At 65.1% G+C, this 16,462-nt stretch carries 16 protein-coding genes; 6 read left to right on the forward strand and 10 right to left on the reverse strand.

From position 1 onward, the window contains the following. The first annotated feature begins 2 nt into the window (after nt 1-2). The 3 genes from kdpC (at nt 3) to WHT83_RS07460 (ending at nt 4,048) form a co-directional block, all read left to right on the forward strand. Nucleotides 3-572, forward strand: a complete 570-nt coding sequence (kdpC, locus tag WHT83_RS07450) for a potassium-transporting ATPase subunit KdpC (protein ID WP_406873429.1) — start codon at nt 3-5, stop codon at nt 570-572. Nucleotides 573-635: 63 nt separating this feature from the next. Continuing rightward, entirely contained in the window at nt 636-3,359 is a 2,724-nt protein-coding gene (locus tag WHT83_RS07455; protein ID WP_406873430.1) for a DUF4118 domain-containing protein, read from the forward strand. Next, nucleotides 3,356-4,048 carry a response regulator transcription factor gene (locus WHT83_RS07460; RefSeq protein ID WP_406873431.1) on the forward strand — a complete coding sequence of 231 codons (693 nt, stop codon included), beginning with the start codon at nt 3,356-3,358 and terminating at the stop codon, nt 4,046-4,048. Before WHT83_RS07455 ends, WHT83_RS07460 begins: the two co-directional genes overlap by 4 nt. Nucleotides 4,049-4,070: 22 nt before the next feature. Here the strand turns inward: WHT83_RS07460 and map are convergent, their stop codons facing one another. The 3 genes from map to gyrB all read right to left on the reverse strand — a co-directional run bounded on the left by map (nt 4,071) and on the right by gyrB (nt 7,622). Next, nucleotides 4,071-4,847, reverse strand: coding sequence for a type I methionyl aminopeptidase (gene map / locus WHT83_RS07465; RefSeq protein ID WP_406873432.1), 777 nt, complete (start codon nt 4,845-4,847; stop codon nt 4,071-4,073). Continuing rightward, the gene (locus WHT83_RS07470) at nt 4,844-5,053 is read right to left on the reverse strand and encodes a ParD-like family protein (protein ID WP_406873433.1); all 210 of its coding nucleotides are present in this window, start codon (nt 5,051-5,053) and stop codon (nt 4,844-4,846) included. The genes map and WHT83_RS07470 overlap by 4 nt, the downstream gene beginning before the upstream one ends. A 121-nt stretch (nt 5,054-5,174) precedes the next feature. Further along, the gene (gene gyrB, locus WHT83_RS07475) at nt 5,175-7,622 is read right to left on the reverse strand and encodes a DNA topoisomerase (ATP-hydrolyzing) subunit B (protein WP_108605477.1); all 2,448 of its coding nucleotides are present in this window, start codon (nt 7,620-7,622) and stop codon (nt 5,175-5,177) included. A gap of 378 nt (nt 7,623-8,000) precedes the next feature. On the opposite strand from gyrB, the gene WHT83_RS07480 reads away from it, so the two are divergent. Continuing rightward, nucleotides 8,001-9,836, forward strand: coding sequence for a PAS domain-containing protein (locus WHT83_RS07480; RefSeq protein ID WP_406873434.1), 1,836 nt, complete (start codon nt 8,001-8,003; stop codon nt 9,834-9,836). A 21-nt stretch (nt 9,837-9,857) separates the two neighbouring features. Here the strand turns inward: WHT83_RS07480 and WHT83_RS07485 are convergent, their stop codons facing one another. Both WHT83_RS07485 and WHT83_RS07490 read right to left on the reverse strand, forming a co-directional pair. Then, nucleotides 9,858-10,292 (reverse strand): response regulator, encoded by a 435-nt coding sequence (locus WHT83_RS07485; protein ID WP_406873435.1) that lies wholly within the window; start codon nt 10,290-10,292, stop codon nt 9,858-9,860. Nucleotides 10,293-10,430: 138 nt separating this feature from the next. Then, on the reverse strand, nt 10,431-11,000 hold the full coding sequence (locus WHT83_RS07490; protein ID WP_183262918.1) for an NADPH-dependent FMN reductase: 570 nt from the start codon (nt 10,998-11,000) through the stop codon (nt 10,431-10,433). A 179-nt stretch (nt 11,001-11,179) separates the two neighbouring features. On the opposite strand from WHT83_RS07490, the gene WHT83_RS07495 reads away from it, so the two are divergent. After that, complete coding sequence (locus WHT83_RS07495; RefSeq protein ID WP_406873436.1) at nt 11,180-12,550, forward strand: cytochrome P450; 1,371 nt, start codon at nt 11,180-11,182, stop codon at nt 12,548-12,550. A gap of 216 nt (nt 12,551-12,766) precedes the next feature. Here WHT83_RS07495 and WHT83_RS07500 read toward each other — a convergent pair whose 3' ends face one another. Continuing rightward, entirely contained in the window at nt 12,767-13,594 is an 828-nt protein-coding gene (locus WHT83_RS07500) for a cyclase family protein (protein ID WP_406873437.1), read from the reverse strand. A 204-nt stretch (nt 13,595-13,798) separates the two neighbouring features. Here WHT83_RS07500 and WHT83_RS07505 point away from each other — a divergent pair, with 204 nt between their 5' ends. Next, nucleotides 13,799-14,083 (forward strand): acylphosphatase, encoded by a 285-nt coding sequence (locus WHT83_RS07505; protein ID WP_108605471.1) that lies wholly within the window; start codon nt 13,799-13,801, stop codon nt 14,081-14,083. Nucleotides 14,084-14,110: 27 nt separating this feature from the next. Here the strand turns inward: WHT83_RS07505 and WHT83_RS07510 are convergent, their stop codons facing one another. From WHT83_RS07510 to WHT83_RS07525, 4 genes are all read right to left on the reverse strand, one after another. Further along, complete coding sequence (locus WHT83_RS07510; protein WP_318762731.1) at nt 14,111-14,341, reverse strand: DUF3297 family protein; 231 nt, start codon at nt 14,339-14,341, stop codon at nt 14,111-14,113. Nucleotides 14,342-14,455: 114 nt separating this feature from the next. Beyond that, nucleotides 14,456-14,827 (reverse strand): YraN family protein, encoded by a 372-nt coding sequence (locus WHT83_RS07515; protein WP_108605470.1) that lies wholly within the window; start codon nt 14,825-14,827, stop codon nt 14,456-14,458. After that, a complete protein-coding gene (gene rsmI / locus WHT83_RS07520) occupies nt 14,820-15,719 on the reverse strand; it encodes a 16S rRNA (cytidine(1402)-2'-O)-methyltransferase (RefSeq protein WP_318762730.1) in 900 nt (299 codons plus the stop codon). Before rsmI ends, WHT83_RS07515 begins: the two co-directional genes overlap by 8 nt. 238 nt (nt 15,720-15,957) lie before the next feature. Further along, a complete protein-coding gene (locus WHT83_RS07525) occupies nt 15,958-16,395 on the reverse strand; it encodes an EamA family transporter (RefSeq protein ID WP_406873438.1) in 438 nt (145 codons plus the stop codon). Between the last annotated feature and the right edge of the window lie 67 nt (nt 16,396-16,462).

Raw genomic sequence — 16,462 nt, forward strand, 5'->3', positions numbered from 1 at the left:
TCATGTTGAAGCAAATCAGACCCGCGCTCGTCATGATCCTGGCGCTGACCGCCATCACCGGCCTTGCCTATCCGCTCGGCATGACCGGCATCGCCCAGGCGCTGTTCCCCAGGCAGGCCAATGGCAGCCTGATCGAAAAGGATGGCGCGGTGATAGGCTCCGAGCTGATCGGCCAGGCCTTCGTCGGCGAGCGCTACTTCCATGGTCGCCCCTCGGCCGCCGGCGACGGCTACAATGCCGCCGCCTCATCCGGTTCGAACCTCGGACCGACCAGCGCCAAGCTGATCGACCGCATCAAGGCCGAGGCCGAAAAGCTGAAGCAGACCGATCCCGGCGTACCGGTGCCCATCGAGATGGTCACCACCTCGGGCAGCGGCCTCGATCCGCACATCTCGCCGGAGGCGGCCTATTTCCAGCTTGCCCGCGTCGCCAAGGCGCGGGGCGCCGATGCGGCCTTCGTCCGCAACCTCGTCGACCAGCATGTGGAGGGCCGCGAGCTGGGCTTCATGGGTGAGCCGGTGGTCAATGTGCTCAAGTTGAATTTGGCGCTCGACGCTGCGATTGCGCCCTGACAAGGTCGCGCCGGAGTTCTAACACTGTAAGAACTCCGGCGCGCATAGCGATACAAAGAATAGATGCCAGACGACATCAGAGACAAGGAAGGCAGGCCTTCGCCGGACGCGCTGCTGGAGACAGCCGAGCGTGAAGGACGCGGCCGTCTCAAGATATTCCTCGGCGCCGCACCTGGTGTTGGCAAGACCTACGAGATGCTGATGTCGGGCCGCGCCCGGCTTGCCGATGGCACCGACGTCGTCATCGGCGTCGTCGAGACCCACGGCCGCAGGGAAACCCAGGCGCTGGTCGAGGGCTTCGAGATCGTCCCGCGCAAGGCGGTCGACTACAAGAGCCGCTCCCTCGAGGAAATGGACCTCGACGCCATCATCGCCCGCCACCCGGCTTTGGTGCTGGTCGACGAACTTGCTCACACCAACGCCCCCGGCAGCCGCCATCCCAAGCGGTACCTCGACGTCCAGGAAATCCTCGGTCGGGGCATCGACGTTTACACCACGCTCAACATTCAGCATGTCGAGAGCCTCAACGACATCGTCGCGCAGATCACCCGCGTCACCGTGCGCGAGACGGTGCCTGACCTGATTATCGACCGCGCCGACGATGTCGAGATCATCGACCTCACGCCCGACGACCTGATCAAGCGCCTGCACGAAGGTAAGGTCTATGTCCCGACCACGGCGCGCCGCGCCATCGAGAACTACTTCTCGCCCGGCAACCTGACGGCACTGCGCGAACTCGCGTTGCGCCGCACCGCCCAGCGTGTCGACGAGCAGTTGCTCACCCACATGCAGGCCCACGCCATCGAGGGGCCTTGGGCCGCCGGCGACCGCGTGCTGGTTGCCGTCGACGAGCACCCGCGCAGCGCTTCGCTTGTTCGTTACGCCCGCCGCCAGGCCGATCGCCTGCGTTGTCCCTGGGCTGCCCTCCATGTCGAGACGTCGCGCTCGGCCAACCTGCCCGATGCCGACAAGGACCGGCTCGCCGCCACCATGCGCCTTGCCGAACAGCTCGGCGGCGAGGCGGTCACCATTCCCGGCCAGGCAGTCGCCGAAGACATCGTCCGCCATGCCGGCACCCACAACTTCACCCACATCGTCGTTGGCAGGCCGGGTAAGTCGCGCTGGCGCGAATATTTCGAGGGCTCGGTCACCCACGACCTGATCCGCCAGGCCGGCAACATCTCCGTCCACGTCGCCTCGGGCACGGATCAGGATGCGGCCCTCGCCTCGCAGGGCGTCAAGACCGCCGCCCCGCGCCGCAGCTTCGACCTGTGGCCCTACTTCATCGCGACGCTGCATGTCACCGGCGCGCTGGTGGTCGGCTTCCTGCTCGACCAGTTCCTCGACGTCCGTTCCATTGCACTCGTCTTCCTGATGGCGGTGCTGACCTCTGCCGTGACGCTCGGCCTGTGGCCGGCGCTGTTTGCCTCGCTGCTCAGCGCCGGCACCTACAACTTCTTCTTCCTGACGCCGCTCTACACGCTCGACATCGGCGATCCCGAGAGCGTGGTCGCATTCCTGTTTTTCCTCATTGTTGCTGTCATCGCTTCCAACCTGACCGGCCGCGTCCAGCGCCAGGCCGCCGCCGCGCGTGAACGTGCGCGCATGACCGAGGACCTCTACCTTTTCGCAAAGAAGCTCGCCGGCACAGGCACGCTCGACGACGTGCTCTGGGCCACCGCCTTCCAGATCGCCTCGATGCTCAAGGTCCGTGTCGTCCTGCTCCTGCCCGAGGAAGGCAGCATCGCCGTCAAGGCCGGCTATCCGCCCGACGATACGCTTGTCGACGCCGACATTGCCGCAGCCAAATGGGCCTGGGAGCACAACCGCGCCGCCGGCCGCGGCGCCGACACCTTGCCGGGCGCCAAGCGCCTCTATTTGCCGCTGCGTACCGGGCGCATGGCGGTCGGTGTCGTCGGCCTCGACAACGACCGTCAGGGTCCGTTGCTGACGCCGGAACAGCAGCGTCTGTTCGACGCGCTGGCCGACCAGGCAGCGGTTGCCATCGAGCGCATCCAGCTCGTCGCCGATGTCGATCGCGCCCGGCTCGCCGTCGAGGCCGACCGGCTGCGCTCGGCGCTGCTCACCTCGATCTCGCACGACCTCAAGACGCCGCTCGCCGGTATCATGGGCGCGGCAGGCGCGCTGCGCGAGTTCGGCACCTCGTTGCCGGAGGAGGACAGGGCGGAGCTCGTCACGACCGTGCTCGACGAGTCAGAACGTCTCAATCGATTCATCGCCAACCTGCTCGACATGACCAAGCTCGAGTCGGGCGCCATGGAGCCCAACTACGCGCTGCACTATGCCGGCGACATCGTCGGTTCGGCCTTGCGCCGCGCTGCCAAGATTACCGCCCAGCACAAGACCGAAGTCGACATGCCGGCCGATTTGCCGATGCTGAAGCTCGACCCGGTGCTGTTCGAACAGGTGCTGTTCAACCTGCTCGACAATGCCGCGAAATATGCCCCCGAGGGTTCGCTGATCCGCATCCGCGGCTGGGCCGACGGCACTTCGGTCGCGATCCAGATGATGGATGAAGGCCCCGGCATCCCGCAGGCGGATCTCGAACGCATCTTCGATACGTTCTACCGCGTCCGCAAGGGCGACCACGTCCGCGCCGGCACCGGGCTTGGCCTGTCGATCTGCCGTGGTTTCGTCGAGGCGATGGGCGGCACCATCGTTGCCTCCAACAGGGCCGATCGCCCCGGCGCGGTCTTCACCATCACCATGCCGGTGCCGGCCGAGCGGCCAAGCCTGGACGGACCGAACATGGATGGAATTGCATGACCAGCGCTTCGGTGAGAATCCTGATCGTCGATGACGAGCCGCCGATCCGCAAGCTGTTGCGCGTCGGCCTCGGTACCCAAGGCTATGCCATCAGCGAGGCGCCGAATGGCAAGACGGCGATGGCGTTGGTCAAGGAGGAAAAGCCGGATCTCATCCTGCTCGATCTCGGCTTGCCCGATATGGCCGGCCACGACCTGCTCGCCGCCTGGCGGGCGGAGGGGCTTGCGGTGCCCGTCATCATCCTGTCGAGCCGCACCGACGAGGCCGGCATCGTCAAGGCGCTGGAACTCGGCGCCGATGACTATGTCTCGAAACCCTTCGGCATGAACGAGCTTGCCGCCCGCATCCGCACCGCGCTTCGACACCGGTTGCAGCAGCAGGGCGAAAAGCCGGTGTTCCAGACCGGCGAGTTGTCGGTCGACCTGGTCAAGCGCATCGTCAGGCTGGCCGGGCAGGAGGTGAAGCTGTCGCCCAAGGAATACGACATCCTGCGCGTGCTCGTGCAGCACGCCGGCAAGGTTTTGACCCACCGCTTCCTGCTCGAACATGTCTGGGGCGGTTCGGCCGACGTGCAGTATCTCAGGGTCTATGTCCGGCAACTGCGCCAGAAGATCGAAAAGGCCCCCGACGAGCCGCAATTCATCACCACCGAGACCGGCGTCGGCTACCGGCTGCGCGAGGCCGATTGAGGCAACGGCGAGGGCTCCGCCGTCAGGGCAAAGCCGAACGCTGCATTTCGTCGGGCCGCAGCGTTAGCACCGACACGCCTGACGCCGTCACCGCAACCGTGTGCTCGAACTGCGCTGAAAGCGACCCGTCCCGCGTCACCACGGTCCAGCCGTCGTCCTCGGTCCGCACGCTGCGCCGGCCGCGATTGAGCATCGGCTCGATGGTGAACACCATGCCCTCGCGCAGCGTGAGCCCGGTGCCCGGCTTGCCGTAGTGCAGGACCTCGGGCTTCTCGTGCATCTCCCGGCCAATGCCGTGGCCGCAAAAGTCGCGCACCACCGAATAGCCGTTGCGCTTGGCATGACGTTCGATCGCCCAGCCGATGTCGCCGAGCGTGGCGCCGGGGCGAACCGCCCTGATGCCCTGCCACAGCGCCTCTTGGGTGATCTCGACCAGCCTCCGGGCGGCCGGGTGCACCTCGCCGACGAGATAGGTCTTGCTGGAATCGGCGATGTAGCCGTTCTTCTCCAGCGTGATGTCGAGATTGATGATGTCGCCGTTCTTGAGCACGTCCGATTGCGACGGAATGCCGTGGCAGACCACCTCGTTGATCGACGAATTCAGCACGAAGCCATAGCCGTACTGGCCCTTGCTCGCAGGGCGGGCCTGCAGGTCGTCGACGATGAAACGCTCGACCATGTCGTTGATCTCGATCGTCGACCTCCCTTCGAGCGGGGTGCGATCCAGAAGCGCGAACACAGACGCCAGAAGCCTGCCGGACTCGGCCAGCAACAGCAGTTCCTCGGGCTGCTTGGTCATGCGGTCGCAGCCAGGGACTGGGCCGACACGCCCGCGGAAATCAGCTCGCGCTCCATGATCTCGTTGAAGCTCCGCGTCGGATTGGTCTCGCACAGCATGCCGACCTTGATCCAGAAGCCGGCCTGCGCGTTGATCGAGCGGCACGACACCTTGCTCGCCCGGCGCAGCTGCTCGTGCAGCTCATCGTCGATGTTCACAATGCCCATGGGGGTTCTCCATATACGATTCATATATATAACGTATATGGAGAAGCCAAGCCCTGAAAACACGATCGCCCCCTCCGCTGAACGAAGGGGGCGAAATGAGCCTGCTTGGAAAAATCTGCGGTCAAACGTCCAGGTTGGCCACGCTCAGCGCGTTCTCCTGGATGAAGTCGCGGCGCGGTTCGACCTCGTCGCCCATCAGGCGTGCGAACAGCGCATCGGCGTCGGTGGCGTCGTTAACCTTCACCTGCAGCAGCGAGCGCACGTTCGGATCGAGCGTGGTTTCCCACAGCTGCTCGGCGTTCATTTCGCCCAGGCCCTTGTAGCGCTGCATGGTCAGGCCCTTGCGGCCCGAAGCGAACACCGCGTTCAGCAGCGCCAGCGGTCCCGCCAGGGCTTCCGAGGTCTCCTTGCGGCGCAGCACCGGCGGCTGGGCATAAAGCTCGGTGAGACGACCGGCATATCGGTCGAGCGCACGCGCGTCGGCCGAGTTGATCAGCGCCATGTCGAGATGCACGCTCTCCTTGACGCTGCGCAGCGTGCGTTCGAACACATAGCCGCCGGAGCCGTCATTGTCGGTCGAGATGTGGCCGGTCCAGCCGCGCTCGATGTCCTCCGAAATCAGGTCGAGGCGCTGGGCGATCGTTTCGGCCATCGCCTTGGCGCGGCCGAGGTCGTTGAAGATGTCTGGATTGAGCGCGCCGGCAATCGCCGCCTGCTCGACCACCGGGCGCGAGTAGCGGGTGTGCAGGCCGTCGATCAGCGTGCGCACCCCGAGCGCGTCTGCCACCGCCGCGCGCAGGTCCTGGCCGGTCCGCACTTCACCCGACGACAGCGTCAGCGAGGCCTCGTCGAGGCCGACGTCGACAAGATAGGCCTCGAAGGCACTTTCGTCCTTGAGGTACTGCGAACTCTTTCCGCGCATCACCTTGTAGAGCGGCGGCTGGGCGATATAGAGGTGCCCGCGCTCGATCAACTCCGGCATCTGGCGGAAGAAGAACGTCAACAGCAGCGTACGGATGTGGGCGCCGTCGACGTCGGCGTCGGTCATGATGATGATCTTGTGGTAGCGCAGCTTGTCGGCGTTGAACTCGTCCTTGCCGATCGACGTGCCCAGCGCGGTGATCAGCGTGCCGATCATTTCCGACGACAGCATGCGGTCGAAGCGCGCGCGCTCGACGTTGAGGATCTTGCCACGCAGCGGCAGGATCGCCTGGTTCTGGCGCGAGCGTCCGCTCTTGGCCGAGCCGCCGGCGGAGTCACCCTCGACGATGAAGATTTCCGACTTGGCTGGATCGCGCTCCTGGCAGTCGGCGAGCTTGCCGGGCAGCGAGGTGATGTCGAGCACGCCCTTGCGGCGGGTCAGCTCGCGCGCCTTGCGGGCGGCTTCGCGTGCCGCGGCGGCTTCCACCACCTTGGCGATCAGCGTCTTGGCTTCTGCCGGGTGTTCCTCGAACCAGGTGCCGAGCGCCTCGTTGACCAGGCTCTCCACCACCGGGCGGACTTCCGACGAAACCAGCTTGTCCTTGGTCTGCGACGAGAACTTCGGATCGGGAACCTTGACCGAAAGCACCGCCGTCAGGCCCTCGCGGGTGTCGTCGGCGGTAATCGATACCTTTTCTTTCTTGGCGATACCCGAGGTTTCGGCGTAGCCGGTCACCTGGCGCGTCAGCGCGCCGCGGAAGCCGGCCAGATGGGTGCCGCCGTCGCGCTGCGGGATGTTGTTGGTGAAGGCCAGTACGTTCTCGTGGTAGCTGTCGTTCCACCACATCGCCACCTCGACGGTGATGCCGTCGCGCTCCGCCCTGATCGCGATCGGAGCGCCGATGAGCGGCTTCTTGGCACGGTCGAGATACTTCACGAACTCGATCAGGCCGCCGTCATAAAGCAGTTCCTGGCTCTTGATGTCGGCGTGGCGCTTGTCGGACAACAGGATGCGGACACCCGAATTCAGGAAGGCGAGCTCGCGCAGCCGGTGCTCCAGCGTGCCGAAGTCGAATTCGGTCATGGTGAATGTTTCGGACGAGGGCAGGAACGTCACCTCGGTGCCGGTCTCGTCGCCGGCAACGCCCGTCACCTTCAGCGGCGCATCGGCATTGCCATGCGTGAAGCTCATCTCGTGGATCTGGCCCTTGCGGCGGATCTTGAGCTTCAGCCAGACCGACAGCGCGTTGACGACGGACACGCCGACGCCATGCAGGCCGCCCGAAACCTTGTAGGAATTCTGGTCGAACTTACCGCCGGCATGCAGCTGCGTCATGATGACCTCAGCCGCCGAGATGCCTTCGCCGGTGTGGATATCGGTAGGAATGCCGCGGCCGTTGTCGGTCACGGTCACCGAACCATCGGGATTGAGCGACACCGTGACCAGCGTCGCGTGGCCGGCCAGCGCCTCGTCGATGGCGTTGTCGACGACCTCGTAGACCATGTGGTGCAGGCCCGAGCCGTCATCGGTGTCACCGATATACATGCCCGGACGCTTGCGGACCGCATCCAACCCCTTCAAAACCTTGATGGAATCTGCGCCGTACTCGGCTTCGGCGCCGGGAAGGTTCTCGGACTGGTCGCTCATGAAAAACTTTCGTCTGACTGCCGCAGGAGGACGCGGCAGAATCGGCCCCGAATCGCACGTCCGTTGATCCCCAGATATAGGGGTTAAGTGTGGTTTTTCCAAGTTTTACGGGCCTGTTCGGCGTGGATAACGGCGCACGCCGGGGTGCTCCCGGCATGCCCATGGAGCGATGTTCTTGCGCCTCGAATTGCCGCCTGTTTGGAACTTCTGGCCGGCAGGTCTGTTGATGTCGGTCGTTTTGTGATCCTAACTGCCGGCCGCCACTTGTTTTCATCGTACGGCCCTCGTTTTTTAACTGAGAATTGCGCCCGCCCTATGCCAACAACCCTTCCGTCAAGAGCTGATTCCGCGGGTCTTCACCCCACCCTCGAGGGGGAGATGAACGGCCGCATCGCCGCATTGGATTGGGCTGCCACGCCGCTCGGCCCGATCAGCTCGTGGCCGGCCGTCATCCGCATGAGCGTCCGCATCATGCTGTCGTCGGCGGTGCCGATGTGTCTGATGGTCGGACGCGAAGGCATCATGATCTACAACGACGCCTACGCCCCGATCGCCGCGGGCCGACATCCCGCCTGCTTGGGCAGCTCCGTTTTCGACAGCTGGCCGGAAGTTGCGGAGTTCAACCGCGCCGTCGTGACGAAGGTCCTCGAAGGCGACACCGTGACCTTCGAGGACCAGGAGTTCGTGTTCCGCCGCAACGGCCTTCCCGAACGCGTCTGGCTCGACCTCGACTACAGTCCGTTGCTGGACGACGACGGCAGCGCGGTTGCAGCACTCGCCATCCTCGCCGAGACGACCAAGCGTGTCCGCGCCGAAAAGGCGCTTGCCCGCAGTGAGGAGCGGTTGTCGCTGGCGCTGGCGGCCTCGGGAATCGTCGGCGCGTGGGACATGGACATCTCCAGCCGTTGGATCACCGCCGATGCGCGTTTCGCCCAGATGTTTGATATCGATGTCGCCGATGCCGAGCGCGGCATTCCACAGGCACGCTTCCTTGAACGGATCCACGAAGCCGACCGCGACCGGGTGCTGAAAGCCATCGAACAGGCAATTGCCGAACGCGGCGAACTCAGCGTCGAGTACCGCCTCCCAGGTGCAGACGGCGCGTTCCGCTGGGTATTGGCCACCGGCCGGGTGGTCGGCGATGCGGAAGGTGGCGAGCGCCTGCCCGGCGTCGTCATCGACATCACCGAGCGCAAGGCGTTCGAGGCCGCGCTCGCGGCAAGCGAAGCCGGCTTCCGCACGCTTGCCGATACCATGCCGCAGATGGTCTGGTCGACGCGGCCCGACGGCCATCACGACTACTACAACGCCCGCTGGTACGATTTCACCGGCATGGCGGAAGGGACGACCGACGGTGCCGGCTGGAACGGCATGTTCCATCCCGACGACCAGGAGCGGGCCTGGAACCTCTGGCATCACTGCCTGGCAACGGGCGAGCCCTACCAGATCGAGTACCGCCTGCGGCACCACAGCGGCGAGTATCGCTGGACCCTCGGACGCGCCCTGCCAATCCGCAACAAGGCCGGCGATATCATCCGCTGGTTCGGCACCTGCACCGACATTCACGAAACAAAGCTGGTCGCCGAGGAGCGCGAGGTGGTTGCGCACGAGCTCAGCCACCGCATCAAGAACATCTTTTCGGTCCTCAACGGCATTATCGGCCTGTCGGCGCGTTCCTATCCCGATCTCAAGCCGCTAGCCGACGAATTGCGCCAGCGCATCGTCGCCATGGGCAAGGCGCATGATTTCGTCAGGCCGCACAGCGCGGCCTCCCGTCCGATCGCCAACAATTCGTCGCTGCAGGCGCTGGTTACGCTTCTGCTCGCGCCGCATGTCGGCGCCGATGCCGGCCGGTTTGCCTTCGAAGGCGACGATGCCATCATCGACGATGCGGCGGCCACGCCGCTGGCCCTGCTCATCCACGAACTCGCCACCAACGCTGCCAAATATGGTGCGCTCGCCAGCCCCGGCGGTCGGGTCGTGCTGAGTTCGGCCGAATCCGGGGACGATTACCGCCTGGTCTGGAAGGAGACCGGCGGGCGGCCGCTGGAAGGCGAGCCGCAAGCCGAAGGCTTTGGAAGCCGCCTGGTCAAGCTCAGCGTCGAAGGCCAGCTCGGCGGCAAGCTCGAGCGCAACTGGCAACGAGACGGCCTTGAGGTGTCGATAGTCGTGCCTAAGAGCCAGCTCAGCCGTTCGTCGACACTGCGCCGCTGATACAGGCAGCCGGTGCCGCTATCAGGGTTCGTCGGTAAGCTGGACGTTCGAATTGTCGGCGAAAAGCCTAAGCCGCACCGGTGGCTCGGCAGGGAGGCTATGGCGCCGCGCTACCGCATAGGCGATCGCCTGCCGCAATTCCTCGTCGATGACAGGTTTCGGCATCACCCCGAGCGTGCCGGGAATACCGTCGCCCAACTGCGAGGGATTGGCGGTCATGTAGAGCACCGTCACCCCGAACTGCTCGGCTAGGACGCGACCGACATGCGACCCCGTCGGTCCGTCGCGGAGATTGAGGTCGACAAGCGCGACCTCGGCCATGTGCGCGAGGTTGAGCGCCGCCGCGGCGTCCATGGCGATGCCGACGGGGTGATGCCCCAGTTCTTCGAGTACGCTTTCGATTTCGGTGGCGACGAAGATCTCGTCCTCGACCACCATCACTTTGCAGTTCGTCATTTTCCTACACGTGGGTTCCTGTTGGCTTTTGACCTGAGGGGCCAACGACCATGGCTGCAATAGGTTGCATTCTAGTTGCTGGAATCTGGTGCAGCGGCAGTTTGTCGCCCGCCTTTTCGGTCGGGCGACAAGGTTCGATCAGGCCGCACGCAACGGCTTCAGCGCTTCGCTCCAGCGGAACAGCTCTTCGAGCATCGTCTTGGCGCTGTCGTCGATCAGCGCGTTCGACTTGAACTCGCCATTCTCGTCGAGGTGCTGGGTGAAGGCCGGGATCGCGATTGCCTCGGGGATCGGCATGATCTTGACCGAGGTCAACAGCAGTTTTTCCGACTGCACGGCGCGCAGGCCGGCCGAAACGCCACCATAGCTCAGGAAGCTCGCCGGCTTGTAGTTCCATTCGCGGGACAGATAGTCGATGGCGTTCACCAGCGCCGGAGCGGCGAAGTAGTTGTACTCGGGCGTCACGAACACGAAAGCGTCGGCGGGCTTGATCGCCTCGGACCACTGCCTGGTGTGCTCGTTCTCGTACTGGCCGAGGCGCGGGTGCTTGGGTTCGTCGAAGATCGGCAGTCCGAAGGCGTCGATGTCGGTGATCACGGGGTCGAACTTGCCGTGCTCGCGTGCAAACGCTTCGAGCCAGCGGGCGAAAACGGGGCCGACGCGACCGGGGCGGGTGCTGGCCACGACGATATTGAGCTGGTGTTTCAAGATTTCAGTCCTTGGTGGGCAGGTATCAAATGGTGACCTGCGGGAGATAGTCGCCTAGACCCTCCAGTGACAAGAAGGCACCTTTTGGTAACCGGTCACATCTGGGTCATCTTGCGGCTCGGTCGCATGGACGCATGCCTCCGCCGCACCTACATTGGGCGGGTGAGGCAGAAAATTTGATGGATACCAGACCGGAACCCTTCGTCCCGCCGGCGCCGATACCGCGCACCAAGCCGCCTTCGACGCTGGAGATGATGCGGATCGTCTACCGCAACCCGCTCGAACTGTGGGGCGAGCCCTCCTATAACGAGCCGTGGATCTCGGTTTCGGGCGTCGGCGGCCCGCTGGTCATCGCCAACGATCCCGGCCTCATCCGCCACGTCTTGGTCGACAACGCCAAGAACTACAAGATGGCGACCGTCCGCCAGATGATCCTGCGACCGATCTTGCGCGACGGACTGCTGACCGCCGAAGGCGACGTCTGGAAGCGCTCGCGCAAGGCCATGGCGCCGGTCTTCACCCCGCGCCACATCTTCGGCTTTGCCCAGCCGATGCTCGCCCGCACGCTCGATTTCGTCAAACGCTACGAGGATGCCACCGGTACGGTCGATGTCGCCCAGGACATGACCATGCTGACCTACGAGATCCTTGCCGAGACGCTGTTTTCGGGCGAGATCGCCGGCGAGGCCGGCAGCTTCGCCCATGAGATCGACCGGCTGTTCGAGACCATGGGCCGGGTCGATCCGCTCGACCTGTTGCGCGCCCCCGAATGGCTGCCGCGCATCACCCGCATCCGCGGCCGCAAGACCATGGCCTATTTCCGCAAGATCGTCACCGACACGGTGGCGATGCGCAGCGACAGGCTGGCCCGCGCCCCCGCTGGCGTGCCGCAGGATTTTCTCACCCTGTTGCTGCGCGCAGAAGGCCCGGACGGATTGTCCCGACAGGAGATCGAGGACAACATCATCACCTTCATCGGCGCCGGCCACGAGACCACGGCGCGCGCGCTTGGCTGGACCATCTATTGCCTCGCCGAAGCCACCTGGGAGCGCGACCGCGTCGAACAGGAAATCGACGAGGTGCTGGCCCGCGAACCCGACCCGGTGAAGTGGCTCGACGCCATGCCTTACACCCGCGCTGTCTTCGAGGAAGCGCTCAGGCTCTACCCGCCGGCGCCCTCGATCAACCGCGAACCCATCGCCGACGACGATTACAAGGGGCTGAAAATCCCCAGGAAAGCCCAGGTGCTGGTCATGCCCTGGACGGTACACCGCCACCGCAAGCTGTGGGACCGCCCCAACGCCTTCATGCCAGAGCGCTTCCATCCCGAGAACAGGGACAAGATCGACCGCTACCAGTACCTGCCTTTCGGCGCGGGTCCACGTGTTTGCATCGGCATGAGTTTTGCCATGCAGGAAGCGATCATCGCCCTCGCCATTCTGCTCTCCCGCTTCCGCTTCGACACCGTCGCCGAAACCAAGCCGTGGCCGGTGCAGAAACTCACCACCCAGCCGCAGGGCGGCCTGCCGATGCGGGTGACCCGCCGCTAGGCGCCCCAGTCTGCACAATCGAGGGTCGATCTTCGGTCAGCACCCCCACCCCTAACCCCTCCCCACAAGGGGGAGGGGACGATTTCATCGCGGTTGCCACTAGGACAGTCAAAGATCAGCGCTGGCGACCGCGCCTCAGGGTCCCCCTCCCCCTTGTGGGGAGGGGTTAGGGGTGGGGGTAATCACAAGACGCCGCAGTACAGGCCGTCTTGCCCCTCAGACCAGCGCGAAGACGCGGGCCGGGCCGCCGGTGCCGCCGCGCACCTTGGGCGCGCCGACCACGATGGTCGCGCCTTTGGCCGGCAGCTTGTCGAGATTGGCGACGCCCTCGATGCCGTAGCGCCCAGCCGGCAGCCAGGTGTTGTGAACGGCGAAGTCGGGCGAGGGGCCATGGTCGAGCGACAGGGTGTCGACGGCGATCGCCTTGACCGTCGGCTTCTCGAGCAACAGCTGCGCCGTCTCGACATGAAAGCCCGGGAAATGCAGCGTCTTGCCGTCGGCGCCGACATTGCGGAATTTCTCGGTCGCCACATGCGCGCCCCAGCCCGACAGCAGCGCCACCACGGCGCCCTCCGGCAGCTCGCCATTTGCAGCCTCCCACGCCTTGATGTCATCGGGTGTCAGCTGCGCGTCGGGATTGTCGGCCGCCTTGGTGCGGATGTCGACCACGACAAGCGGCGCGATCAGGTCCTCGACCGGCAATTCCGCCACGGACTTTCCGTCGGCGCTGAAATGCAGGGGCGCGTCGATATGCGTGCCGGTGTGCTCGCTCACCCGCCATTCGTTCAGGTTGAACGTGTCCTTGGCATGGCTGAATTTCTGCTCGATAAACAGCTGTTGTCCGCCAAAATAGGTCGGGAACTGTTCCCACAGCTCATGGGTCAGGTCTTCGGCCTTGTGCGGTGGTTCGGCAGCGAACAGCGGCCTCGGCGGCAGGGCCGAGGCAAGCGCTGCGGCCCCGGCGGCAGTGATGGCTCCCTTGAACAGGCTGCGGCGGCTGAGCATGCCGCTCTTGACGGATTCGATGACGCAGTGATGGCACATGATCTCCTCCTGGGGTTGGGCGGGAGAGTGTGTGCCTGCACTGGCGCAGCGGCAAGTGGTGCGCTTTGCACCTGACGCTGTCGCCGTAGAAAAGCGTTTCGCGGAAGTTTCGAACGCCGAAATCGGCTGCCAGCCGGGTAGCGCGGCGTATACTGAGGTGCCAAGGGCGTGGCGGAAAACCGCCGCGCCGGTCAGGAGGCCCGAATGCCAGCTCCGTCCCGCGCGCTTCTAGTCCGCATCGCTGGCCGCGTCCAGGGCGTCAGCTTCCGCGTCTGGACACAGCGCGAGGCGCAGCGCCTCGGCCTGCGCGGCTGGGTGCGCAACGAGCGCGACGGTTCGGTCAGCGCTTTGATATCAGGCCCGGACGAAGCCGTGGCGTCGATGCTGGACGCGTTTTGGCAGGGGCCGCGCGGCGCCGATGTCCGAAGCGTCGTGCCGGAGCCGGCCGATCCGTTGGGCGTGCCGGCCGGCTTCGACATCACCGGCTGACAACTCGTCAGGAGCGAACCGAGCGCCTTACGGCTTGGGGAACGGCTCCACCGTGCCCTTGAGCTTGATGGTGATCGGCTCACCGAAGCGATCCTTCGACTTGCCGGCCGGCACGCGGATCCAGCCTTCGCTGACGCAATATTCGCTGACGTCCTGGCGCTCTTTGCCGTTGAACAGGATGCCGACGCCCTGCTCCAGCGCTTCCGCGTTGAAAAAGGGGCTGCGCGGGTCGTTGCTCAGGCGGTCGGGAAGGGTCATCGATATCTCCAGTATTTCAAGGCGTCCATGCCGACGCGAAACGCGATTGCCCGCGCCGCGGCAGGCTTTGCGAGCGCTGTTAAGGGCATTGGCCATCGGGGTAAAGGCCCGCGCTCAATTCCGTCCCTGGAATGCGTTCTCGACATGCACCGGCCATCGCCTCGGCAGCACCGCCACCATGTCGAAGCGTATCGAAAGTTTTCCATAGTCCGGCTGCCGCGCCAGCCACAGGTCGGCAGCGCCTTCGATGCGGCGCTCCGAGCCATAGGCCACGGCCTCCATCGCCTCGATCAGCGTCTTGCGTGCTTTCACTTCGACGATCAGCACAAGGTCGCCACGCCTCGCGATCAGGTCGATCTCGCCGAGCTTGGTCCTGTAGCGCCGGGCGACGATGCGATAGCCCTTGAGCATCAGCGCGAGCGCAGCCAGCCATTCGCCGCGATGGCCGCGGCCCAGTGCCTTCTGCCGGGCGAGCCGGTCAGTCACCGGCCCCTTCCTTGAGTTCCAGCAGCCGGCGGTAGAGCACGGGCTTCTGCTGCCCGGTCATGCGCGCGGCTTCCGCCGCCGCCTTCGACGCCGGCATCTCCTTGGCCAGCGAAACCAGCAGCTTGTCGATGTCCTCCACCGTCTCGGTTCGCTCCTCGGGCGGTGCCACGCAGATGACGACCTCGCCCTTCGGCGTGTCGGCCTCGGCATAATGCGCGGCGAGTTCCGCCAGCGTGCCGGTGCGGATTTCCTCGAAGGCCTTGGTCAGCTCGCGGCCGATCGCCGCCTGGCGCGTGCCGAGCACCTCAGTCATCGCTTCCAGCGTGTCGGCCAGCCGGCGCGGCGATTCGAAGAAGATCAGCGTGCCGGGCACCGCCTTGACCTCTCCAAGCCGGGTCCGCTTCTGCCCGTCCTTCACCGGCAGGAAGCCGGCGAAGAAGAACGCATCCGAAGGCAGGCCCGAGGCGGTCAGCGCCGCCAGCACGGCCGAAGCTCCGGGGATCGGCACCACGCGGATGCCATGCGCCTGCGCCTGCTCGACCAGCCGGAAGCCGGGATCGGAGACCAGCGGTGTGCCGGCATCCGACACCAGCGCCACGCTGCGGCCATTCTCCAGCGCCTCGATCAGCCGTGGCCCTGCCTCTGTGGCGTTATGTTCGTGATAGGCGGTCGGCCGCTGGCGGATGCCGTAGCGGTCGAGCAGAACGCGGGTCACCCGCGTGTCCTCGCAGGCGACATGGTCGGCGCCCGCCAGCGTTTCCAGCGCGCGCAGCGTGATGTCGCCGAGATTGCCGATCGGCGTCGCCACCAGATACAGCGCCGGATCGAGCGGCCGTGCCGCGATCTCGGTCTGCCCGATCACAAAAACCCGCTTGTTGTCGCCCGTCTGCACTCAACCCCGCTCGCCGCCCGGTTCAGGAATGGACGGCTTTCGCCCTGTTTGGCACGACGCGCCCCGGCTTGCAAAACATGTGATCGTTTCTGCCTTGGCTTTGCCACAGTGCGGGGCAGAAATCGCGGCCGCGGATCGGAACAGAGATTCGCGGAAAACGGCAAAAGCACCGGCCATGCCCCATCGCTTCGACGCCTTCATCTCCCGTCTCGACGCCGCCACCAAGGCAGCCCCGCCGTCACGACCTGGTGGCGACCAGAACCGCGCCCGCCGCGATCAGCGCGACGCCGAGCCAGTTCGCCGCGCTAAGTCGCTCGCCAAGGAAAATGACGCCAAACACCGCGACAAGAACGACGCTTAGCTTGTCGATCGGCGCCACCTGCGCCGCATTGCCCAGCTTCAGCGCGCGGAAATAGCACAGCCACGACGCGCCGGTCGCCAGCCCCGACAGGATCAGGAACGTGTAGGTCTTGGCCGAAATCGTGCCCAGCGCCTGCGCCTGGCCGGTGGCGGTCACGATGCCGGCCAGCACCAGCAGGATCACCACGGTGCGGATCAGCGTGGCGAAATCCGAATTGACGTTCTCGATGCCGACCTTGGCGAAGATCGCCGTCAGCGCGGCGAAAACGGCGGAAAGTATCGCCCAGAATTGCCAGGTAGAGAATGCCGTAGTCATGTCTGGCTCCGTGAATGTCATCTGTTGGCCACTGGAAAGTTGCTTGTTTGCCTTGTAGCAGTCGCCG

It is taken from the genome of Aminobacter sp. P9b (assembly GCF_045345995.1).
Taxonomy (GTDB): Bacteria; Pseudomonadota; Alphaproteobacteria; order Rhizobiales; family Rhizobiaceae; genus Aminobacter; species Aminobacter niigataensis.